20 protein-coding genes and 1 pseudogene are annotated in these 21,383 nt (G+C 68.9%); 8 read left to right on the plus strand and 13 right to left on the minus strand.

What is annotated here, in order from left to right:
* Positions 1-216: 216 nt before the first annotated feature.
* Together ACFV7R_RS39065 and ACFV7R_RS39070 are read left to right on the plus strand one after the other, a co-directional pair.
* The gene (locus ACFV7R_RS39065; RefSeq protein ID WP_385272975.1) at positions 217-1,143 is read left to right on the plus strand and encodes a helix-turn-helix domain-containing protein; all 927 of its coding nucleotides are present in this window, start codon (positions 217-219) and stop codon (positions 1,141-1,143) included.
* Between the two features lie 169 nt (positions 1,144-1,312).
* Positions 1,313-2,851, plus strand: coding sequence for a glycoside hydrolase family 43 protein (locus tag ACFV7R_RS39070; protein ID WP_385272978.1), 1,539 nt, complete (start codon positions 1,313-1,315; stop codon positions 2,849-2,851).
* Between the two features lie 208 nt (positions 2,852-3,059).
* On the opposite strand, the gene ACFV7R_RS39075 is transcribed toward ACFV7R_RS39070, so the two are convergent.
* Complete coding sequence (locus tag ACFV7R_RS39075; protein WP_385272981.1) at positions 3,060-3,404, minus strand: ArsR/SmtB family transcription factor; 345 nt, start codon at positions 3,402-3,404, stop codon at positions 3,060-3,062.
* 135 nt (positions 3,405-3,539) lie between these two features.
* Here ACFV7R_RS39075 and ACFV7R_RS39080 point away from each other — a divergent pair, with 135 nt between their 5' ends.
* Entirely contained in the window at positions 3,540-4,517 is a 978-nt protein-coding gene (locus ACFV7R_RS39080) for a zinc-binding alcohol dehydrogenase family protein (RefSeq protein WP_385272984.1), read from the plus strand.
* 301 nt (positions 4,518-4,818) lie between these two features.
* On the opposite strand, the gene ACFV7R_RS39085 is transcribed toward ACFV7R_RS39080, so the two are convergent.
* Complete coding sequence (locus ACFV7R_RS39085) at positions 4,819-5,154, minus strand: FCD domain-containing protein (protein ID WP_385272987.1); 336 nt, start codon at positions 5,152-5,154, stop codon at positions 4,819-4,821.
* Positions 5,155-5,510: 356 nt separating this feature from the next.
* Here ACFV7R_RS39085 and ACFV7R_RS39090 point away from each other — a divergent pair, with 356 nt between their 5' ends.
* The 3 genes and pseudogenes from ACFV7R_RS39090 (at position 5,511) to ACFV7R_RS39100 (ending at position 8,368) form a co-directional block, all read left to right on the plus strand.
* The gene (locus tag ACFV7R_RS39090) at positions 5,511-6,188 is read left to right on the plus strand and encodes an SDR family NAD(P)-dependent oxidoreductase (protein ID WP_385272990.1); all 678 of its coding nucleotides are present in this window, start codon (positions 5,511-5,513) and stop codon (positions 6,186-6,188) included.
* A 238-nt stretch (positions 6,189-6,426) separates the two neighbouring features.
* Complete coding sequence (locus ACFV7R_RS39095; RefSeq protein WP_385272993.1) at positions 6,427-7,353, plus strand: hypothetical protein; 927 nt, start codon at positions 6,427-6,429, stop codon at positions 7,351-7,353.
* Positions 7,354-7,511: 158 nt separating this feature from the next.
* A pseudogene (locus ACFV7R_RS39100) lies at positions 7,512-8,368 on the plus strand (SDR family oxidoreductase).
* A 45-nt stretch (positions 8,369-8,413) separates the two neighbouring features.
* On the opposite strand, the gene ACFV7R_RS39105 reads toward ACFV7R_RS39100, so the two are convergent.
* Positions 8,414-9,112, minus strand: coding sequence for a TetR/AcrR family transcriptional regulator (locus ACFV7R_RS39105; protein WP_385272996.1), 699 nt, complete (start codon positions 9,110-9,112; stop codon positions 8,414-8,416).
* Between the two features lie 213 nt (positions 9,113-9,325).
* On the opposite strand from ACFV7R_RS39105, the gene ACFV7R_RS39110 reads away from it, so the two are divergent.
* Both ACFV7R_RS39110 and ACFV7R_RS39115 read left to right on the plus strand, forming a co-directional pair.
* The gene (locus ACFV7R_RS39110) at positions 9,326-9,679 is read left to right on the plus strand and encodes a hypothetical protein (RefSeq protein ID WP_385272998.1); all 354 of its coding nucleotides are present in this window, start codon (positions 9,326-9,328) and stop codon (positions 9,677-9,679) included.
* Positions 9,680-9,752: 73 nt separating this feature from the next.
* Entirely contained in the window at positions 9,753-10,121 is a 369-nt protein-coding gene (locus ACFV7R_RS39115; RefSeq protein ID WP_385273099.1) for a DUF805 domain-containing protein, read from the plus strand.
* A gap of 68 nt (positions 10,122-10,189) precedes the next feature.
* On the opposite strand, the gene ACFV7R_RS39120 is transcribed toward ACFV7R_RS39115, so the two are convergent.
* From ACFV7R_RS39120 to ACFV7R_RS39165, 10 genes are all read right to left on the minus strand, one after another.
* On the minus strand, positions 10,190-10,495 hold the full coding sequence (locus ACFV7R_RS39120; RefSeq protein WP_385273000.1) for a malic enzyme-like NAD(P)-binding protein: 306 nt from the start codon (positions 10,493-10,495) through the stop codon (positions 10,190-10,192).
* Complete coding sequence (locus ACFV7R_RS39125) at positions 10,414-10,677, minus strand: (4Fe-4S)-binding protein (protein WP_385273003.1); 264 nt, start codon at positions 10,675-10,677, stop codon at positions 10,414-10,416. The genes ACFV7R_RS39120 and ACFV7R_RS39125 overlap by 82 nt, the downstream gene beginning before the upstream one ends.
* Before the next feature lie 20 nt (positions 10,678-10,697).
* Positions 10,698-11,006, minus strand: a complete 309-nt coding sequence (locus tag ACFV7R_RS39130; protein WP_385273006.1) for a GNAT family N-acetyltransferase — start codon at positions 11,004-11,006, stop codon at positions 10,698-10,700.
* Between the two features lie 190 nt (positions 11,007-11,196).
* On the minus strand, positions 11,197-11,664 hold the full coding sequence (locus tag ACFV7R_RS39135) for a MarR family winged helix-turn-helix transcriptional regulator (protein WP_385273009.1): 468 nt from the start codon (positions 11,662-11,664) through the stop codon (positions 11,197-11,199).
* A 1,052-nt stretch (positions 11,665-12,716) separates the two neighbouring features.
* Positions 12,717-13,061 (minus strand): class I SAM-dependent methyltransferase, encoded by a 345-nt coding sequence (locus ACFV7R_RS39140; RefSeq protein WP_385273012.1) that lies wholly within the window; start codon positions 13,059-13,061, stop codon positions 12,717-12,719.
* Between the two features lie 747 nt (positions 13,062-13,808).
* A complete protein-coding gene (locus ACFV7R_RS39145; RefSeq protein WP_385273015.1) occupies positions 13,809-16,814 on the minus strand; it encodes a S8 family serine peptidase in 3,006 nt (1,001 codons plus the stop codon).
* Between the two features lie 380 nt (positions 16,815-17,194).
* On the minus strand, positions 17,195-17,428 hold the full coding sequence (locus ACFV7R_RS39150) for an alpha/beta fold hydrolase (RefSeq protein ID WP_385273018.1): 234 nt from the start codon (positions 17,426-17,428) through the stop codon (positions 17,195-17,197).
* A 132-nt stretch (positions 17,429-17,560) separates the two neighbouring features.
* Positions 17,561-17,773, minus strand: coding sequence for a hypothetical protein (locus tag ACFV7R_RS39155; protein WP_385273021.1), 213 nt, complete (start codon positions 17,771-17,773; stop codon positions 17,561-17,563).
* A gap of 480 nt (positions 17,774-18,253) precedes the next feature.
* A complete protein-coding gene (locus ACFV7R_RS39160) occupies positions 18,254-18,859 on the minus strand; it encodes a TetR/AcrR family transcriptional regulator (RefSeq protein WP_385273102.1) in 606 nt (201 codons plus the stop codon).
* A gap of 189 nt (positions 18,860-19,048) precedes the next feature.
* Positions 19,049-21,274, minus strand: a complete 2,226-nt coding sequence (locus ACFV7R_RS39165; protein WP_385273024.1) for an ATP-binding protein — start codon at positions 21,272-21,274, stop codon at positions 19,049-19,051.
* Positions 21,275-21,383 lie beyond the last annotated feature (109 nt).

Here is a 21,383-nt window from a genome sequence, read left to right on the forward strand (position 1 = left end):
TGAGCAGCAGGCTCGTGATCGTGGGCGCGGCTTGGGGACGAGGTGGCTCGGCGGCCGTCGGCGGATGAGTGATCCGTGATCCACCCTGCGCCCGGGGCGCGCGAGGTGGCAGGCCGCGTTGTGCCGGGGAGCGGCGTTCGGGGGTGTGACAGGGCCCCTCTCCGCGCGTCAGCCCAGCTCATGGCCCCATTACGCCCGGCCTGCCACACTGGGCGCATGGCACGCGAGCGGCAGAACGGCAATGCCGACACCGAACTGGGAACCTTCCTGCGGGCCCACCGCGCACAGGTCACCCCCGCAGAGGCCGGACTGCCCACCGGCCCCGGACTGCGGCGCACTCCCGGGCTGCGCCGGGAGGAGCTGGCCACGCTCGCGGGGGTCAGCGTCGACTACTACGTCCGTCTGGAACGCGGCAAGGAGACCAACCCCAGCCCCTCGGTCGTCGACGCCCTCGCCCGGGCCCTGCGCCTGCACCCGGCCGAGCACACGCACCTGCGCGAGCTCGTCGCCCTGGCTGCGGGCAGCGCCCCCGTGGAGTCCGGCTCGCTGTCCACCCGGGCTGTCCCGGCCGGGGCCGAGCTGATGCTGGAGAACCTCCAGCCCTTCCCGGCGTATGTGATCAGCCGCACCATGGACATCCTCGCCTGCAACCCCGGCGGGTTGCGCCTGTTCGCCGGCATGGCGGACTGGCCGCCGGACAAGCGCAACGTGGTGCGCTACGTCTTCCTCCATCCCGACGCGACCACGCTGTTCGACGACTGGGACGAGCAGCTGCGCGCCGTCGTCGGCCGCCTGCGCGCGCTGTACAGCCTGGAGCCCGACGCCCCGGACCTGGTCGAACTCGTCGACGAACTCCTGGGAAAGAGCCCGGAATTCACCGACCTGTGGGAGCGGTACGACGTGCGCTGGCACACCCATGGCAGCAAGACGTTCCATCACCCCGAGGTCGGCGACCTCACTCCCGGCTACCAGTCCATGGAACTGGACGGCACCCCCGGCCACCGCCTGATCACGTACTACGCCGAGCGGGACACACCCGAGTACGACGCCCTGGTCCTCCTCGACATGCTCGGCTCCCAGCCGTCACCAGCCAGGCCGACACAGACGGAACGCCCGTCGCCCACGACCCAGGACGATGCCTGATCGAAGCGCTTCAACATCGCCTCTGCCATAACGACCCGTCCACACCTTGCTGACCTGTTGACATGCCACAGACCGGCATGCGAACTTTCGAAGCGCTTCAACAGTTCAATTCGACCCGTGCGGCCCGCCTCGGTGTTCACTCCCCCCGACCACACCCTTCAGGACGGACATGGCGTTCTTCGACAATCCCGTGATCCCCGGCTTCAGCCCGGACCCGAGCATCTGCCGGGCCGGTGACGACTACTACGTGGCGACATCCAGCTTCGAGTACGTACCGGGGGTGCCGATCTGGCACAGCCGTGACCTGGTGCACTGGCGGCTGATCGGGCACGTCCTGGACCGGCCCTCGCAGCTGGAGCTGCCCGGCACGGCCCCGTCCTCCACAGGGGTGTACGCGCCCACACTGCGGTACCACGACGGCCGGTTCTGGCTGATCACGACCGTGGTCGCCGGGGCGGGCAACATCCTGGTGACCGCCGAGGATCCCGCGGGACCGTGGTCGGACCCGGTACCGATCGGCGTACCCGGCATCGACCCCGACCTGGCCTGGGAAGAGGACGGGACGTGTTGGTGCGTGTTCTCGTCGGACGGCATCCGCGGGGTCCGCATCGACCCGAAGTCCGGCGAACTGCTCGGCGAGCCGGTGCCGATGTGGTCGGGCAGCGGGCTGCAGTATCCCGAGGGCCCGCACCTGTACCGGGTCGGCGACTGGTGGTACCTGCTGCTGTCGGAGGGCGGCACCGAACGCGGGCACGCGCTGTCGCTGGCCCGGGCCCGCGCCCTGCCCGGGCCGTTCGAACCCCACCCCGCCAACCCGGTGCTGTCCCACCGCAGTACCAGTCACCCGGTGCAGAACACCGGCCACGGCGACCTGGTGCAGGCACACGACGGCACGTGGTGGATGGTGCTGCTCGGCACCAGGCCCCGCGGCGACACACCGATGTACCACGGCATGGGCCGGGAGACGTTCCTGGCGCCCGTGCGGTGGGAGGACGAGTGGCCCTTGCCCGGCCCGCTGGAGTTGCGTGCGCAGGCCCCGGCACTGGCGCCGCACCCCTGGCCCCAGGAGCCGGACCGGGACGACTTCGACTCCCCCGCCCTCGCGCCGTGCTGGGTGTCGCTCCGACGCCACGACCCGGAGGCCGCCCGTCTCGACGAACGGCCCGGCCACCTGGTGCTGCACGCCCGCGGGGACAGCCTGGACAAGCCCGGCGCACTCTTCGTGGGACGGCGCCAGCGCGATGCCGACTGCACCGCGCGCACAGTGGCCGACGTCGCGGAAGGCGGCCGGGGCGGGCTCACGGTACGGCTGGACGAGGCACACCACTACGAGGTGGAGGTGTCAGACGGCATGGTCCGCGCGGTCGCCAGGATCGGCCCGCTGCGCCACGCCGTCGCCGAACGAGCCGTACCATCCGGCCCGTTGACCCTGCGGATCGACGTCACGACCTCCGACATCCTGCCTCCCACGGTCACGACCCGGGGCACGGGCCCCGACGCGACTCCCCCGCCCGGCCTCCGGGTCGGCGGCCCCGACACCCTCCGCCTGGGCTACGAGACGGACAGCGGGGACTTCGAGATCCTCGCCGAACTCGACGGCCGCTACCTCACCACCGAGGTCGCCGGCGGTTTCACCGGCCGGGTCTTCGGCATGTACGCCACGCGAGGCAGCGCGGCCTTCGACTGGTTCGAGTTGCGGTCAGCCTGACCGCCGGTGCGGCCGCCTGCCAGCCGGCGCGGGTACCGGCACGTCGCCGGTCCCCGCGCTCAGCCGGCGGTGCACCTGACGCCGCGACCGACGCGGCATCAGGGTGGCGACAAGAACAGCATCCAAGCCCTGACCACCCCAACCCGCCCTGCCGCCGGGCGGGTTGGCGGGCTGCATGACTGGTCAGGGCCGGCGCACGGGCCACTGTTCAGTCGGCGCCATCGGGGCGCAGGAGCAGGTCGAGCAGTCCGGGGAAGCGCGCATCGAACTCCTCGCGGCGCAGTCGGTTGACTCGCTTGGGCCCCTGGTCACGCTGTTCGACCAGGCCGGCGCCGCGCAAGACCGAGAAGTGGTGACTGAGTGCGGCTTTGCCGACGGGCACGTCGAAGCTGCCACAGCTGCGCGTCCAGTCGGCTGAGCCCGCCAACTCGCGGATCAGCTGGATGCGCACAGGGTCGGCCAGCGCGGACAGCGCGGTCAGGACGGACACCTCTTCGGGATCCGTGTGCACCGGCGCCGCACGGTGACTGCTGCCCGCAGCCTGCTTCGACATGCCCCTCTCCCGCCCTGCGCATCCTCGCTGGGTCACCCCGGGGAGTCCCAGCCGCTTGCTTAGTGTTCGATGAGCATCTTACAGTCCCGGTGTTCGCTTTCCATTGAACACTTCACCGAAGGGTGCGTTCCGCTGATGCGTGCAGTCGAGTTCCAGGAGTACGGCGGTCCCGAGGTGCTGCAACTCGTGACGGCCGAAACCCCCCAGCCCGGGCCAGGCCAGGTGACCATCGACGCCGCGTATGTGGGCGTGAACTTCGCGGACCTCAAGGCGCGCGCGGAGGGGTATCGGGTGGAATCGCTGCCCTTCCGCCCGGGCCTGGAAGTCTCCGGACGGATCCGGGCCGTCGGCCACGGCGTCGAGGGACTGCACCCGGGTCAGGAAGTCGCGGCCCTCGTCAACAGCGGCGCCTACGCCGAGGTGGTGGTCGCCGAGAGCGCCACCGTTTTCCCGCTCCCCGAGGGCCTGGACCTGCGGACCGCTGCGACGCTGCCCACCGTGCTGCCGACCGCGCACGCCCTGCTCCATGAGGTGGGTCGACTGCGCGCCGGAGAGAATGTGCTGGTGCACGGCGCGGCGGGCGGCATCGGCACGGTGGCCGGGCAGCTGGCTCGCGCGGCGGGCGCGGGCGCGGTGTACGGCGTGGTCTCCTCCGCGGCCAAGACGGGGCACGCCCTCAAGCACGGCTACGACGAGGTGTTCACCACAGACACCTTCTCCGAGGACGTCCGCCGCGCCACCGGCGGCAGGGGGGTCGACCTGGTGCTCGACCCGGTGGGCGGCGACACCCTTCGCCGCGGTCTCGACACCCTGGCCGTCTTCGGGCGCCTGGCGTCCTTCGGCAACGCAAGCGGGGCAGAGCCGTGGCACGTCGGGCAGCCCGAACTCTACGCACAGGGCCGTTCCGTCGCGGGCTTCTCCGTCCTGGCACTCGCACAGTCGGCGCCCGAGGCACTGCGTTCGCTCACCGAGCGTGCCTTCCGTACGGTCACCGACGGCACCGTGAGCCTTCCGGTCACCGCGGAGTTTCCCCTGCAGGAGGCGGCCGAGGCCCACCGGCTCATGGGCGGGCGCACGTCAACGGGCAAGTTGCTGCTGCGGATCGCCGACTGAGCACGACGGTCGCAGACCGGAGACACGCCGGGGCCCACTGTTGTCGGGCAGCCCGACCTCGCCGGGGCTCAGCTGTGCACGGCGCGCCTTGAGGAAAGCCCCAGTTCGTCCAGGCTCGGGGCACGTTGCACACGCACAGCTTCGCCTGTTGCCCCGAGTGCACCAAAGCCCCTCCTCGGCTCACATGCCCCGAGGTCGCCACAACCTCGTCAGTCCACCCAGACCGCGACCTCGCACGGGGACGCTCCCGGATGGCGTTGCCCGTATGGAGCCTGGACAATCATCGGCAAAGACTGGCGTCCTAACCGGTGGCCGCTTCGGCGAACTGGTTGGTGCCGAAGAGCTGGTTGATGTGATCGCCAAGTTCGGACCAGTGCCGGCCGGACAGTTCGGCGGCGGTGCGGGCGTCGCCGCCGGCGCAGACGTCGATGAGTCGGTCGTGGTGTTCGACGGTGTTGCGGCCGCCGAGCAGGGTCGAGAAATTGCGGTAGAGGATGCGGTGGATCTGGGGGTGGAGCTGATCGACCATCCGGCTGAGCACGGGGTTGTCCGCTGCCGCGATGGGGGCGGCGTGGAAGCGGTCGTCGGCGGCGAGTGCGGCGGTGGTGTCGGCGAGCCGGGCGAGCGCCTCGCGCACCGGGGGCGGCTGAGGCCGAGGCGCCCGGCGAGCTCACCGTCCTTGACCTTCTCGCCGGGGACGAGTTCGCCGCGCACGACGGAGTCGCGCAGGCGGTGGAAGACCTCGTCACCGAGGCCGGAAGCGGTGCCCCGTCAAGGGGCCGGCAAGGGCGAGGAGCATCAGCCGGCGCGGACCACCACCCATCGGGCCCTGGAAATCCCCGCCCCTGCGGCCGCTACGAGTAATCGGATTGCCCTATCCATTTTCGTGGTACCGTTGCGTCAGTGAACCGGAAAGCCCTATCCGAATCAAGGAACCGGATAGGGCTATCCAATTTTGGCTTCCCTGCCATGACATCCACGAAAGGACTTGCCGTGACCAGCATCGCCATCGTCGGAGCCGGCCCCCAGCTGGGCCTGGCCATCGCCCGCACCTTCGGCTCCCAGGGTTTCGATGTCGCCCTGATCTCCCGCAACCGCGAGAAGCTCGACGGTCTCGTCGGCACGCTGACCGCCGAGGGCATCACCGCCGCTGCGTTCCCTGCGGACGTACTCGACCGCGACGCGCTCTCCCAGGCGCTCAAGGACGCCGCCGCGCAGTTCGGCGGCATCGACGTGCTGGAGTACTCCCCGGTGGGGACCATGGGCTCCACCGCTCTGACCACTCCGGCCGAGACCGAACCGTCTCACGTGCAGCACGAGATCGAGTTCCAGCTGTACGGGGCCATCGCCGCCACCAAGGCGGTGCTGCCCGCGATGCGTGAGGCGGCCGCGGGCACGCTGCTCTACACCACCGGCGCCGGCTCCATCGACCCCGTGCCGCAGGTCGGAAACGTCAACGCCGCCGCCGCTGCGCTGCGCAACTGGGCGATCAACCTGCACAAGGAGCTGGACGGCACCGGCATCCAGGCCGCCCATGTCGGCATCGACGTGTCGATCGGCATGTCGGTCGTCCCCGGATTCCCGACAGCCAAGCCTGAGCAGATCTCCCCCGTCTACTGGGAGCTGCACACCACCAAGCGCGACCAGGCCGAGCTCGTCTTCAGCCTCTGACACCGCACCGGCTTTCGTGATCCGCCCTTCGCCGGACCTTGATCGCGCCGCGGTGTTCCGGGCCGCGGCGCGATCAAGGAGAAGGGCTCCGCTCCGATGAACGTTGCCGACCGCGACGTTCGCGGCCTCCGGCGTCATGAGGACCACGGAGTCCGGCGAGCAGCTCGTCCCCTGACACCCGCGGCCTGCTGATGCCTGCCATCAGCCAATCCCCCGCTGTTTCGAGGAGCAGACCGGCATGACCACAACCACCGATCCGTCCTATGTCGACCCGGCACTGATCAACCCCCGCGCGGTACGTCTCGTCGAAGCGTTCAAGAACGCTCTGGCCCGCATGCGCGACGAGGAGGGGCTCACCTTCGACGACCTCAACGCGGTCACCGACCTGCTGCAACGGACCCAGACAGCCACCGGCGCCCCCCTGGCGCTGGTCGCCATGCCGCTGTACAGCGAGCTCTTCCAGGGCGGTCGGGACGGCTACACCCCGTCGGAAGACGTCAACAGCCCCACCTTCATCCCCGGTTCCCCACGCATCGACAACCCAGGCACACTGCAGATGCAACCGGACGAACCCGGAACCCCGTTGATCGTCTCCGGCCGCGTTCTGGACGGCCACGGCCGGCCGCTCGCGGGCGCCAAGCTGGACATCTACCACGCAGCCAACAACGGCAACTACTCCGGGCTGTACGACGACGGGGTGCCCAAGTACAACCTGCGCGGGCACCAGTTCACGGACGCCGACGGCCGCTACACCTTCACCACCATCACCCCGGTCGCCTACGCCGATCCCCACATCACGGCGGTCGACGGGGTCGCCGAAGCCGTCGCGGCCGTCGGCCGCAGCCTCTACCGTCCGGCCCACATCCACTACGAGGTCCACCACTCCGACCTGATCGCCCCCTGGCGGGGCGAAATCTACTTCCGCGGCGACCCCGTCATCCCCGTCGACTTCGTCGGCGGGGACACTGGCCCCTCCCGCCCTGCAGGCCGACACCGTCCTGCACGAGGACCCCGAGGACATCGCCGAACACGGTTTCCAGGGCCCCTACAGGACCATGGAGTTCGACTTCGTCCTCAAGACCCGCACCAGCCCCGACACCATCACGCCGAAGACCACGCCGGCATGACCCCGGGGACACAACGGCCTGATCGCCTGCCCGGCTGAACGCCGCCGGCTCCCACAGCCACCGGATCAGGCCCGCCCACTGTCCGGCAGCAAGCGCCGGACCCGTCGCCGAACTCACCAGCCACTGCCGCGCAGAAGACGGCCGCTGGAACATCACTCACCGCACAGCCACTACATCCACATCCCGACCTCGACCGATGATCCACACGTCGGAACGCCGCTCGACGTCAAGCGCTTCCCGACATCGTGCGTGCCACGGTTCGACCGGACTTCGAAGGGACATCATCGTGAAGAAGCTCAACGGCAGGACCGCTCTCGTCACCAGTTCCAGCCGGGGCATCGGCCGGGCCACGGCCGTCGCCCTGGCCCGTGAGGGAGCCCTGGTCGCCGTGCACTACGCGCACAACAAGCAGGCCGCTCAGGAAACCGTCGAGCACATCGAGAAGGACGGCGGCCAGGCCTTCACGGTCCACGCGGAACTGGGCGTGCCCGGCGACGTCGATCAGTTGTTCCAGGGTCTGGAGGCGGGCCTGAAGGAGCGCACCGGGCGGACCACCCTGGACATCCTGGTGAACAACGCCGCCGACACCTCGGCCCCCGGCACCGCTCTGGGGGAGGTCCCTGCCGAGGAGTTCGACAGGATGTTCGCGGTCAACACGAAGGCGCCCTTCTTCATCATCCAGCGCGCCCTCGGGCTGATCCCCGACGGGGGACACATCATCAACATCTCCTCCGCTCTGACCCGCGTCGTCAACCCGCGCACACCGTCTACACGATGACCAAGGGCGCCCTCGAACAGCTCTCGCGGACCTTCGCGCGCCACCTCGCCCCCCGGGGAATCACCGTCAACACCGTGACCCCCGGCACCACGGACAACGGGAGTGAGTTCTTCAAGATCCCCGAGGTCCGGGAGCAGATGGCCCAGTCGTCGGCGTTCAAGCGCCTCGGCGAGCCGGAGGACATCGCCGACGTGGTGGTCTTCATCGCCACCGACGAAGCGCGCTGGATCACCGGGGCGTTCATCGACGCCACCGGCGGCAGCCTCCTCGGCTAGGGCACCGCCGTGCCCCGGCCGGGCGCGGTGGTTTCGGCCCTGCGGTCAGCCGTTCTTTCCCGGCTCCGGCGAGGTGATGTCCGTCGGGCTGCCGCGGAGCATGGCCTTGTAGAGGGCGTCGTGCTCGGGCGAGGCGGGCAGCGGGCCGCGGGCGGGAGCCGCGAAGGACTGGATCAGCAGGGCGGCGACGCGTCGCCAGGCGTCGGGAGCGGCGTCGCCGGTGGCGCTGACGACGCCGGCGTTGGCCATGTGCAGCAGCACCAGATCCGAGGGGTCGAAGTCCTCGCGCAGGCGGCCTGCGGCCTTGGCACGGTCGATGAGCCGCACCATGCCCTCGTAGGCCTCGTTGCGGCGCTTCTCCAGGGCCTTGGCGGCGGGGAAGGTCATGGTCAACACGTCGGCGAAGCCGGAGTCGGCCGCCTGCATCGCGCAGGCGGTCTCGATGTAGCCGACGAACCCGTTCCAGGGGTCCGGATCGTCGAGGGCAACGGCGACGGTGTCGGCGTAGGCGTTCATACGGTCGACGAAGACGGCGTCGACCAGTTCCTCCTTGGTGGGGAAGCGGCGGAACATGGTGGCGATTCCCACCCCTGCCTGGCGGGCCACGGAGGCCATGGAAGCGTTCAGGCCGTCGCGCGCGAACACCGTGCGGGCGGCGGCGATGATGCGCTCCCGGTTGCGCTCGGCGTCACTGCGCAGAGGCTGGGCGGCGGTGTCGTCGGGGTGCTGGGCGCCAGGAGTCATGTCGGCCAGTCTAGCAATCGGATAGGCCTATCCGATTTCAGCGCTACACTGACCCAGTGATTCGGATAGGCCTATCCGGATCGAGAAACTGGATAGGCCTATCCAGGAGGCGAGGTGATCTCGCCGAGGCGTCGGCAAGCTCGCCCATCATCGGACGCCCCCGACCGTACTGATGCCCGCCACAAGACACCCCCTTCGAAGGAGCAGACCATCATGACGTCGACCACCGATCCGTCGTACAACGACCCGGAGTTGTTCGACCCCCGCGCGGCACACATCGTCGAGGCGTTCAGGGACGCCCTGGTCCGCATGCGCGACGGAGAAGAACTGACCGTCGAGGACCTCGACGCGGCCACCGATCTGCTGCAGCTGGTGCAGGCGACCACCGGCGCCTCCCTGGCGGCGGCGGTCATGCCGCTATTCAAGGAGGTCTTCCAGAGCGGCTGGGACGGCTACACCCCCGACGAAGGGTCAACAGTCCCACCTACGCACCCGGTTCCCCACGCATCGGCAACCGCGGCGCGATACCCGTACAACGGCACGAACCCGGAGCCCCGTTGGCGGTGAAGACACAGTGGCGCCCCGCCGCCCGACCCACCGTCTCCCATAACGTTTCTGCGAAAGGATCACTGTGACCACCATGTCGTTCGCCGACGCGGCACGCACATGCCTCACCGCCAAGTACGCCACGTTCTCCGGTCGCGCCCGGCGCGCGGAGTACTGGTGGTTCTCGGTGCTGTACACGAGTGCCACCGTCGTACTCGTCGGGATCAGCTTCGCGATCGAGGTCCCGCTGCTGAGCGTCCTCCTGCTGCCGTTCATCGTGCCCATGCTGAGCGTCTCCGTCCGCCGGTTGCACGACACCGGCAAGTCCGGCTGGAGGATGCTCATCGCCCTGATCCCGGTCGTCGGCCCGATCGTCTACCTCATGGGCATGGCGGTGGACAGCGCCCCGGACACCAACCAGTACGGCCCCTCCCCCAAGGCCGTCGGCCACCCCGTCGGCTGAGCCGGTCACGCGCCGCGACCGGAATTGAACCGGTGCTCACCGGAGGTGAGTTGATGCGGCCCCAGTGGTCAGGCCGCGTACCGCGGTGTCCACTGCACCGCCGAGATCACGGCACGCAGCTCGCCCTCCGTGGCCCCGGCTGCGGCGCCGTCCTCGACGGCAGCCTTCGCCACGGCCAGTGCAATCTCGCGGGCCGCGTCCCGCATGCCCACCAGCGGTGGCAGCAGCGGGGTCATCCCGTCGGAGCCCGCCTGCACCGCGGCCCGCGCCGCTGCCCCTGTCATGCGGTCGGTCACCCGCGAGGCCCGGCAGCCGGCCACGGCCGGCCCGACGGCGGGGAAGACGTAGACGTTGTTGGCCTGCGCGACCGGCACCTCCCACGATCGGCCGCGGCACCGTCGGGCCGGATCCACGGCCGCACGGCCGTGTCGAAGACCTCCGGCAGACCACGGACGCATTCGGTGGCGTGCAGGCAGCGCCGGGCCTGGAAGGTCACGGTGATCGACTCGCCCTCGTACGCCTTCCTCGCGGGCCTGTCGCTCATACCGGCTTCCATCACTGCCGTGTGCGGCTGCGCTAGTCGCTGACCTTGCTGCGGGACTGGTACAGCAGGTCCTGGTACTCGGGATGACGAGCGATCCAGCCCGCGAAGAAGGGGCAGGTGGCCAGTACCCGCAGCCCCGAGGCGCGTGCTTCGTCAAGAGCGGTGCGGACCAGCGCGGACCCGACTCCCTTGCCCTCGTATTCCGGCTCGACCTCGGTGTGAACGAACGCGATGAGTTCCGCCGTACGGATGTACTCCGCGACGCCCGCGACCTCGAGCTTTCCGTCAACCCGGGCCTCGTAGCGCTTCGCCTCGGGCCGGTTGCTCACTTCGACCGCCATGGGCCCTCCTCCTGGATCGGATTCCGCTCGACTCGACGGGAGACTCGGTCGGCACGCCCCGAGCCTAACCGCACATCGTTGATGCATCAACTTTTCGCCCGTCCGCAGTCGTGTCGCCGATGCTTCAGGCTGCCCTGGGGCGCCTCGGCCCCCTGCCGCCGTCGAAGGTCTGGGCGATGGGCGCGTGCCTTCAGGACGACTCCTCGTCCAGCTTCTTCACCACACGATCGGAGATCTCGGCCAGCATCCGCAGCTCCGCCGGCGTGACATGGTCCAGGAACAGCTCCCGCACGGCTTCCACGTGCCGCGGAGCCGCCGCCTCGATCGCCGCCCGCCCTGTCGGTGTGATCACCACGAACGCCCCCCGTGCGTCCTCAGAACACTCCTCCCGCACCACCAGCCCGCGGCCCGCCATCCGCGCGATGTGGTGGGACATCCGGCTCTTCTCCCACTCCAGCTCACGGCACAGATCCTGGTAACGCTGCCGCCCGTCCGGCGCATCCGTCAGACTGACCAACACCGCATAGTCCGCAGCCGACAACTTCGACTCGGCCTGCAACAGACGCGACAACCGGCCCCCCAGCCGTTCATGCAACCGAATGAAGCCTCGCCACGCGTGCTGTTCCTCCGAGGTCAACCACTGCGCCGTCTCCTTCATGAAGACGAGTCTAGGTGGGGGGTGATGAGTCACCCAGGTGGAGATATGGGTCCATCGACCGTCCGGTGAGGCCTGACATCCCACGCAGGAGGCGAGTGAGTCGGGGCCGTGGTGAGGGGTGCGAGGGTGCGCCCACCGGCAGAAGCCCTCACCTGCGGCACCGGAAGTGAAGGGAAGTATTCCGCAGTCGCCACCGCTCCGCCCCGGGGCAAGAGGAGTACAGCTCAGGCCCATGCCCCCACCGGCACGAACGAACTGTCCTGCCGGGAACGTCGCTACAACTCGCGAAAGTTGCCCTGACCTGCACGGCAAGGAACCCCTGTGGGAGCCGTTGCACATCCGTTGCACATTTCGCTCGGTCAGCCGCCGCGTGGCAGCCGCGCATGAGGTGAGCCTGGAGTTCATCACTTCTTCCCTCCTTTCTGAGCCGTGACGGCTGAGCGTGATGGACGTGTACGCCGTGGGGTGGACCGTCGGCCACCCCACGGCGTCAGCTCGACGCTCCACCCGCTGCGAGCGGGGGATCAGCGCGGCCTCGGGGAGTCCAGGCGGCGCTGGGATGCCGAACGACTCCTCGAAGGACGCAGGTGCGTTCTCCCAGTCCACCTCAAGGGCGAAGGCGTAGGTGTCCAACGTCTCGCCGAGCGCGCCATGCCTCATCCGTGTCTGGACGCTCCGGGGCGGAACGCCTGCCGCAATCAGTACGGCGTCCATAAAGTCACGCAGATCACGGAAGGTGGCCGTGGCGGGGACGCCAACTCCCTTTTCGCGCGACCTTTCCTTCGCGTGGTTGAACGCCTGGGACAACGTGCTGCGTCGCAGCGATGTCCCCCTGCGGGTCACTGTGACCAGCTGGTCGCCGGAAGGCGCACCACGCCAGAGCACGACCGCGTCCTCGGCTTCATCGATGATGCTCCAAGTAGCCAAACGATCATTGAACCCGGCCGTGGGGAGGTCGAAGACGAAGAGGCCGCCCGGAACCAGTGTGCGGGCCACCCCCTCGAACGCTGCGGCAAGTTCATGTACATCCGCCAGATGTGTGAGCGGCTCGCTCATTGTCGTAGCAATGTGGTGGGGCCGATTTCAGGAAGGCTGCGTACATCAGCCTGAAGAAAGGTGACAGTGTCAGCCCCGTCCTTCTTTCGAGCTACGGCAAGCATCTCCTCGGACAGATCCACTCCTGTCACCTGGAAACCGCGTCGTCGCAGTTCGAGGTGGACTTTCCGGTTCCCGCATCCCAGGTCCAGGAGCTTTTCTCCCGGAGCACCATGGCGTCCGAAGATGTCCGTATACAGAGTGACCCATTTGTCATACCGCTGAGTGCGCGTGACGATGTCGTAGTGCGCTCCGAGGCCATCGGAGAAGTCTTTTGCCGGTTTGTCGGCGCTTTTCGACATTCACCCACTCCGTAGCAGCCTGCGCGGGCAAGGTGTCACCAAGATACATGTTGAGTTGCATGCGGGCCTGCGCAATGTATGTTTCTCCACATGCCCTCACACACGTATATGCAGTCAGGTGTGTCCGTCGGTCGAGGTGATCAGAACGCCCGTCCGACGCACCGGAGGCCCTGAGACGTATCAGGGCGAGCGAACCGACGTACATGACCCGGTCGTCGCAGTTGACCCGGCGGAGAACACGAGGGCCTCCTTCTCCTTGCCCAGTCGGCCCGGGGAATGGACTGGGAGGAGTTCGTGCTCACCGACGAGCGGCGCGTCGGGCAAGGCCTCCGCGCTTCCCGGCAGGCACGGCACTGCCCCGACGAAGGGCACGAGCGGGGCCAAGACGACTGCTCCAGAAGCGGCGCCGGGGGTGAACGTGTTCAGCCACGCGTCACACTCGGGATGTTCACCCACGGAACCATGCGCGCACTGGGCATGTGCGTTCAGCTCGCGAGCTCTTCGGCCTCCGACGGGAAGGACCTCGAACTGGCGGACTGCAATAGCGGTTCCGCACAGCGGTTCGTGCTGAACTCCAACCACGATCCGGTCAGCGGTCTGCGGACAAGTGCGGCGCGGATGTACGCGACAACGGAACGGCGAACGGCACCCGGCTCCAACTGTGGTCCTGCTCCGGCGGTGTCGACCAGAAGTGGCCCACGGCCTGAGCTCCGGCGGGCCGTTGAGCGGCCCACCGGAGCCGTCCGGTCAGCCGCCGATGCTGACCAGTGTGCCCGTGCCGTCCGGGTATCCGATGTACGCGGTGGCCGGAGCGGTCGTGTTCACACCGGACCACTTGCCGGTGGCGGTGAACGGCACGCCCGGTTCGGTGGCGGGGCGCGTCGGGGACACGGTGAAGGTACCGGTCGTGGGGGTGTCCATCCCCACCAGGTTCGACTGGAGGGTGAACTTCGTGGAGGAAGTGCCCTCCAGGTAGTCGAAGGCGAAGACGGACGCGAGGTACTTGCCAGGGGGCAGGGACGACAGGCTGACGCGCCCCTGGTGCGCGTACGCGCTCAGGTCGCCCATCATCTGCCCGGGCCGCCCGTCTGTCGGTGCCGTCCAGATCAGCAGGGCCACCTTCGCGTCTGGGTTGTCCGTCCTGACGAAGAACTCACCCGCCTTGCCGCCCTCGGGCACCGTGAACGCGAAGTCCTGCTCACCGTCCGCCGAGGCGGAGACCTCCCCCTGCACCGGCCGGCCCGCGACCGGGGCGTAGCCGGTGAGTGTCACCTTCTCGGTTCCCGGCGTCAGGGAGTAAGAGACGCCGCCCTCGCTCCCGGCGCCGACGACCCGATCGGGAGCCAGCAGCGCGTACGGGGTCACCGCGATCGGGCTGCGGACCGTGACCTGTCCGCTCCCGGTCCAGGTCAGGAACCCCGTGGCCGGCGTGCCGGAGACCGCGGTGGTGCGCGTCAGCTTGATGCTCACCTTCGCGGTCTGGCCGGCGCGGGTGAAGCGCAGCGTGGCGGGCGTGACCTCGGCACGGAAGCCGGGCAGCTTCACCGAGGCCCGGTACACGCCCGGGCGAACCGCGGTCAGCGTACGGGTGATGGTGCGTGAACCGAGCAACTTGCCCACGGAGATGGACGGGTAGTTGAGGTTGCTGGGATCCATGGGGTCGGTACCGGTCCCGGTGTCGATGCCGAGGCCTTCCTCGTATCCGAGCCAGTCGGTGTTCGACGCGTCGTACACCAGGCCGGGGTTGAGCATGGCGGCCGGATCGACCTCACCGGATCCCTGCTCGTACGGGTCGGTGTTCGCACCGCCGGACGCGGTCTTGGTGTCCACGGCGGTCGTCATCATGGCGGACTTCACCGCCATCGGGGACCACGTGGGGTGGACGCCGAAGTAGAGGGCCGCGAGACCGGATATCTGGGGGGCGGCCATCGACGTGCCCGACAGGAAGTCGAAGTCGTGACCGAGGTTGCTGGGCGGCGCGACAGCGGCGAGCACGCCTACGCCGGGGGCGGCGATGTCCGGCTTGATCAGCGCGCCCTGGTTCACGGTCGAGGGGCCGCGGGAGGAGAAGGGCGCGATCTGCGGGTACGGCGCCCCAGAGGAACCGCCTGGCTGGAGCGTCACGGTGGCGCCCGGCGTGGCCGCGTAGTCGCGGACCGTCATGGCTCCCGGGACGTTCAGATGTACGGTGGGCACGGTGTGGATGTCCGCGTCGGTGTCCAGGGCGGTGGTGTTGACCAGGACCATGCCGACGCCGCCCGCCCGTGCCACCTCGGCGGACTTGCTGACCCGGGTGGTGACTCCGCGGTCGCACACCACCACTTTCCCGGCCGTCTTCGCCGGGTCGAGAGAGCCGTCCCGGCACAGCCGTGCCGCCTCGTCCCCGGCCTCGGGGGTCTTCACGTCACCGGCCCGGACCAGCGGCTTCGGTCCGAGCACCGCGCTCACGGTGGTGCTGCCACCGACGAACGTCCGGCCGTCGCCCAGCTTCACGGTGGCCTCGGAGAGCGCCAGCGTGCTCGCCGCGACCGTGGTGGTCCAGGGCGCCGTGTTGTCCAGGGTCCGAGCGTCGGGCCCCTGGTTGCCCGCGGCCGCGGAGACGAAGACCCCCGCCTGGGCCGCGGCCCGGAAGGCCTGCTGGATGGGCGCATCGAGCTGCGACTCCACCAGGCCGCCCGCCGAGAAGTTGATGACGTCCACGCCGTCGGCCACCGCCTGGTCGATCGCCGCGACGATGTCGGAGTCGTAGCCGCCGGAGTCCTGTTCGTCCTTGCCCGTCCACAGCGCCTTGTACGCCGATACGACGGCGCCCGGCGCCACTCCGGAGATCTTCCCGAAGTCATGCCCGTCCACGGTCACATGGACGTTCGCGTCGCCCGCCGCGGTGGACGCGGTGTGAGTGCCGTGGCCCCCGCCGTCCCGCGGCGACACGTAGTCGTTGCGCTTTTCCGGAGGCGTCGCGGCCAGCCAGCCGTCGCCGAAGTACCGCGCGCCGACGAGCTTGGTGTTGCAGGCGGCTCCGGTGAACTCCTCACCGGTCTGGCAGTGGCCGCTGAAGGTGCCTCCGTCGGCCTTCTTCATCTTGATCTCGTCGCCCTTGAGGAACGGGCGGTAGGGGTCCTTGGACGTGGGGAGCGCGGTGCCCAGGGCGGGCCCGGCGAACGACGCGCTCTCGGGCCAGATGCCGGTGTCGATGACGCCGACCACCACACCCTTTCCGGACTTCGCGGTGCCTCCGAGCTTCGACCACAGGCCGTGCCGTCCTGACAGGCCCAGGAAGTCGGTCGACCTGGAGTCGTCCGTCACCTTGTTCCACCCGTCCGGGCTGACCTTGAGCACACCCGGCTGCCGGCTCAGTCTCGCGACCTGAACAGCCGTCAGGCTCGCCGTGAAACCGTTGGTCACCGTCGTGTAGCGGTTGCGTATCCCGGCCCCGGCCGAGGCGGCGACCTTGTTCTGCCGGTCCTTGAGGTAGTCCCGGTAGCGGTGCGCGTCGCCGCTGTTGGGTTCGGCTTTTCCGCCCGGCTCCGGCGCGGTGGCGGCCAGGCCGGCCACGCCACCTTCGTAGAGCGCGACGGGCGCGTCCTTCAGGGTGACGATGTAACGGCCGGCCGGGAGGTGCCCGGACAAGGGGGTGGGGGTCCCCGGGCTGCCTGTGGCCTGCGCCGGTGTGCCGGAACAGACGGTGGCGAGGGCGACAGCGAGAGCCGCCGCACCCGATGCGAGTGTCTTTCTTCGAAGCGTGGAACTCACACGTTCCTCCTGAGGGAGTGAGCCGGAAGGTGTGTCAAGCACCTTCGAGTGGTGCTACGCGTGCGGGGCCAAGGAGTGCGACGACAACAGAGCAACGGAGGTGGAGGTGGCAACGTCGTCGCGGCGAAGAAAGTGAACGCTGTTCCTCGGAAAGGTGTCCAGACAGTTCGATGGCGGGTTTGGACGGATGACCAACTGCGCCACGACCGGCGGGCAATACCTGGGCCACTCCGCAATCACTCAGCCGAGATACATGTGAGTAGTGGGCCCCAAGCCGTCATCCATGCGGAATGTGCGACGGCTGAACCGAAGCCTCCAGCGAACGCGGCGGGCGCGGCATCGACAGGAACAGTGCTTTCGGCGACCGTATCCGGATTGGTTCAGACGAGCCCGGCGATGACGTCGGCCAACCGGTCGGGCATCGACAGGAACGGTGAGTGTGCGGACTCCAGCGGGACCACGTGGGTCCTGTTGTGCGGGAAGGCGCTGTCGGCCTGGGTGATGAACAGGCGCTGGAGGGCCACAGGAATGGTGTTGTCCTGGGTGCACAGCACGCAGGTACGCGGGACCGGTCCCCAGCGCTGCGCGGTGAGTGTGACGGGCTGTGTGGCCATGGCGGTCGGTGACTCGCAGCCGAGGAGCCGGCAGTGATGGACAGGTGATGCAAGGGGTGTCGGAGGCGGGCATGTATGCGGTCACGTAGACCAGACGCCCGAAGAGCTCGGGGTGGCGTTCGGCAGCCAGGGTCAGCGCAGCGCCGCCCATGCTGTGAGCGACCGCGGTGACTGGTTCGCCACGGCCCGCCGGGCCTGTTCGGCGAGCACCGTGGCCGCCCTGTCGAGGTCGACGTCCGCGACCGGGGACTTCTCGGACGAGAAGTCCGACGGGACATGAGGACGTCTGGTGCTCGCGGCCAGCCGTCTGGCCTTCAGACCGTGGCCCGGCATGTCGACGGCCACCGACGCCACACCCGCGCGGCGAGATCGAGCGACACCTCGCTCCAGCACCAGGCGCCGTGAAAGAACCCGTGAACCAGCTGAACAGGACCCTTGAGTACAGCCATGATCGTCCCCTTCGAAAGGTGTGATCCTGACTTCTCGTCACTGGCCTTCGACAGGGGCGACCGCGAGGCACACCGAGAAGAGCGGCGCGGTGCCGACGCCGGATCAAGGCCGGTCGAATTCCTCGGATGGTATTCGGCCGACGGCATGTGGCTTGGCCTCACCTGCCACCCGAGCGTGTCCGAGTACAGGTGCCTCCAACCCATGACCGCCCAGGCATCCGAGTCGGGGATGACGTGGTGGATCTCCATGGCGCACTCAGTGCGCTCGCGGAGCGGTCCGCGGCGGGCCGGCTGCGAAGGAGGACCCATGCTGTTCGGCGGACTCCTCAGCGAGGCCCTGGCAGCCCGCAAGAGCAAGGCCCGGGCGGCGGTCCACTCATACCGCTGTCTGATCAGCGGCCCGTAGCTGGGCAATTGCCCAGTCCAAGGCCGCTTCCAAGTGCGTGATCTGCCCGGTGGAGAGCAGGAGCGCCACTCCCCCCTGCAATCCGGCCAGCAACGCGGCGGCGGCTGTGTCCACATCGAACGCGTCCGGCAGTCGGCCGCTGTTCTGGAGCGCCCGCATTCCGTCGGCGATGTGGTTCTGCCACGTCCGCATCAATTCACTGACAACCGCCTGGGTGCCTTGTGAGGCGAAGCCGACCTGTTTGAGCAGTGCTCCGAGGGAACACGTATCGCCCTGCTCCGCATACCGTTCGACGACCGTGTCCCGCCACTGGTACCAGGCCTCCCAGGTATCCAGTTGGCCCAGGTACGGCTGCTGATCGTCCAGGACCCGGTCCGCCTCATAGTGGGCGACCGCGAGCAGGAGCTCCTCCCTGCCCCCGGGAAAGTAGTGGAACAGCTGGCTCTTGCTCGCGTGGGTCCGTTCCCGGATGTCGTCCAGTGTTGCTGTGAGGCCTGTCTCCCGTAGGACTTCGGCAGCCCCGACCACGATTCGAGTGCGCGTGGCCCGTCCCTTGGGTGTCAGAACGTGTGCCATATCGCTGTTTCCCTTCACCGCACCAGTGCGGTTCATTCTAGGAGCGGTGGGACACCGGTCGGGACGGCGCGGAGGAGGGTTGCGGGGGGGGCCTTGCACGGCGTGGTGTGCTTCACATGTGATGCCATGCCGGAAATGCCACTCGCGTCCTCGCTTCATCGCATGTGAAGGTCGGCCGGCGCCGGTCAGTCAATCGGCGAGGCGGGCTTTCGGCTGTGGCAGAGACTCCGCCTTGGCGCGCATCTCCGCGGCGCGGGCGACGCGCAGGGCGCCGAAGAGTTCGGCGGCCCGGTTCCAGTTCGCCCGCGCCAGTTCGACTTCTCCCAGTTCCAGCTGGGCGGATGCGAGGTCATTGAGCAACTCCGCCTGCTTGTACTCGTCGAGAAGCTCCTCATAGAGCCGTAGTGACTTCTGGTAGTCCGCGATCGCGGACTCGACATCGCCCAGGCGCTGTCTGATGTAGCCGATGTTGCCCTGTACGCCTGCCTCGTCGTGACGGTTCCCGGTCTTTCTCAGCAGGGGGAGCGCCTCCTCACACCAGGCGATCGCTTCCTGGTGGTCGCCTAGCACGGCATGGAACCAGCCCACGATGGCGATGGAGCGTGCGATCTCGTACGGCCGGGCGAGCTTCCGGGCGATCGCCAGGCTCCTGCGCCCGTGCTCCATGCCCTCGGCGTGGCGCCCCTGATAGCTGCGTACGCGGCTGGCGTACCGCTCGGCGAGGAGCTCCTCGTACGGGGGCAGCCGGTGCAGATGGCCGAGCATGTGGTCGACGGCCTCGTCGGCTTCATCGAGACGGCCGGTCTCCACCAGTGCGTTCGCCAGGTTCGTGCTGGTCCGCGTGATGGCGACGGGATCATCGAGCGTGAGGCCTGCGTCGAGGCCGATACGCGAGGCGGTGATCTCCTCGGCCCAGCGTCCCGCGACCGTGTTGTAAGCGGCCCATGCGAGGGTGAGGTCGATGCGGTGGCGCAGCAGCCGTGGATCCTCCAGGGCGCGCAGGGCGGCGGCTGCGGTCGGCTCCTCCTGGCGGAACCAGTCGAGTGCCTCCTCGCGGCTGTCGACCACCACAGGTGTCACCCCCTGTACCGGTGCGTCGAACGGCTCGGGAGGGAAGCGCGAGACGAACCGGTTGGCCAGCTGGGCGTTGTGGCGCAGGTAGTCCAGCAGGCGGATCTCGGCGCCAAGGCGGTCGTCGTTCTCCTGCCCGAGGAGTTCGGTGCCGTAGGCGCGGACCAGGTCGTGCAGGACGTACCGGCCTTCGGAGTCACGGGACAGCAGGCTGGCGGAGGTCAGTTCGCGCAGGTGTCGCCGGGCCGTGGGCATCTCCACTCCGGCGAGGGAGGCGGCGGCCTGGGCGGACACCGCCGGCCCGGGGTGGGCCGTCAGGTACCGGAAGAACCGGGCCGTCTCGGGGGTGAGCGCACGGTACGACCAGGAGAACACGGCCCGCACGTCCACGCGCCGGTCGTCGGCCGCCAGGGCGTCCAGCCTCGGCTCTGCCTCCCGCAGCTCGCGCACGGCCAGGCGCATCGGTACCTGGGGCTCGGCGCTCAGTTGGGCGCCGACGACGGCGATGGCCAACGGCAGACACCCGCACAACTCGACCAGCTCGGCCGCGGCCTCCGGCTCCACCCGGCACCGCTCCTCACCGATCCGGGCCGCCAACGCGGCAACCGCCTCCTCCTTCGTCCACACATCCAGACTGAACAACGACGCGCCCTCGGTCGCAGCCAGAGCCGCCAGCTGACTGCGCGACGTCACGATCGTCAGACACCCCGCCGCGGCCGGCAGCAGCGGGCGGACCTGCTCCGCATCCCGCGCGTTGTCCAGCACCACCACCAGCCGCCGAGACGCCGTCAACTCCCGGAACAACACCGACCGCTCCCCCACCCCCGAGGGCAACTCGGTACTCGCCACCCCCAGCGCCCGCAAGAACCCCCCGAGCGCCTCCCCCGGATCCAACGGCCGCCCCGAATCCTCAAACCCCCGCAGATTCACATACAGCTGCCCATCCGGAAACCGCTCCACCACCCGATGCGCCCAATGCACCGCCAACGTCGTCTTACCCACCCCGGCCATCCCCCCGATCGCCGAGATCACCACATGCCCACCCCGCCCCGAAACCCGCTCCATCACATCGCCGACCGCCGCCAACGCCTCCTGACGCCCACGAAACACCGCCAGATCCGGCGGCAACTGCTGCGGCACCCGCCCCGCACGCCGCACCGACGCCTGCACCAGACGCCGCCGCCCCTCCTCATCCAGCTCCAGCGCATCCATCAACTCACCCAGCGTCGCCTGCCGCGGCAGACTCTTCCCCCGCTCCATATCGCTGATCGCCCGCACACTCACCCCCGACGCCGCCGCAAGCTCCTCCAACGTCAACAACGACCGCTGCCGTGCCTCACGCAACAACCCACCGAACACCCGACGATCCACACCCACCACAAGCCCCCGACCCACTCGCCCGACACCACACCACCAAACCGCAAACCTAACAGTTGTGGATCGATCAATCCCG

It is taken from the genome of Streptomyces sp. NPDC059866 (genome assembly GCF_042731325.1).
Lineage (GTDB): Bacteria > Actinomycetota > Actinomycetes > Streptomycetales > Streptomycetaceae > Streptomyces > Streptomyces flavusporus.

What these genes read in the sequence shown, in the direction of transcription:
- ACFV7R_RS39130 (WP_385273006.1), bottom strand. Translation starts at nt 11,006, where the DNA reads ATGGCGGTCGAAGTGAGCAACCGGCCCGAGGCGAAGCGCTACGAGGCC.
- ACFV7R_RS39095 (WP_385272993.1), top strand. Translation starts at nt 6,427, where the DNA reads ATGACCACAACCACCGATCCGTCCTATGTCGACCCGGCACTGATCAAC.
- ACFV7R_RS39080 (WP_385272984.1), top strand. Translation starts at nt 3,540, where the DNA reads ATGCGTGCAGTCGAGTTCCAGGAGTACGGCGGTCCCGAGGTGCTGCAA.
- ACFV7R_RS39150 (WP_385273018.1), bottom strand. Translation starts at nt 17,428, where the DNA reads ATGGCCACACAGCCCGTCACACTCACCGCGCAGCGCTGGGGACCGGTC.
- ACFV7R_RS39160 (WP_385273102.1), bottom strand. Translation starts at nt 18,859, where the DNA reads ATGGCACACGTTCTGACACCCAAGGGACGGGCCACGCGCACTCGAATC.
- ACFV7R_RS39110 (WP_385272998.1), top strand. Translation starts at nt 9,326, where the DNA reads ATGACGTCGACCACCGATCCGTCGTACAACGACCCGGAGTTGTTCGAC.
- ACFV7R_RS39070 (WP_385272978.1), top strand. Translation starts at nt 1,313, where the DNA reads ATGGCGTTCTTCGACAATCCCGTGATCCCCGGCTTCAGCCCGGACCCG.
- ACFV7R_RS39125 (WP_385273003.1), bottom strand. Translation starts at nt 10,677, where the DNA reads ATGGAAGCCGGTATGAGCGACAGGCCCGCGAGGAAGGCGTACGAGGGC.
- ACFV7R_RS39115 (WP_385273099.1), top strand. Translation starts at nt 9,753, where the DNA reads ATGTCGTTCGCCGACGCGGCACGCACATGCCTCACCGCCAAGTACGCC.
- ACFV7R_RS39135 (WP_385273009.1), bottom strand. Translation starts at nt 11,664, where the DNA reads ATGAAGGAGACGGCGCAGTGGTTGACCTCGGAGGAACAGCACGCGTGG.
- ACFV7R_RS39065 (WP_385272975.1), top strand. Translation starts at nt 217, where the DNA reads ATGGCACGCGAGCGGCAGAACGGCAATGCCGACACCGAACTGGGAACC.
- ACFV7R_RS39140 (WP_385273012.1), bottom strand. Translation starts at nt 13,061, where the DNA reads ATGTCGAAAAGCGCCGACAAACCGGCAAAAGACTTCTCCGATGGCCTC.
- ACFV7R_RS39105 (WP_385272996.1), bottom strand. Translation starts at nt 9,112, where the DNA reads ATGACTCCTGGCGCCCAGCACCCCGACGACACCGCCGCCCAGCCTCTG.
- ACFV7R_RS39075 (WP_385272981.1), bottom strand. Translation starts at nt 3,404, where the DNA reads ATGTCGAAGCAGGCTGCGGGCAGCAGTCACCGTGCGGCGCCGGTGCAC.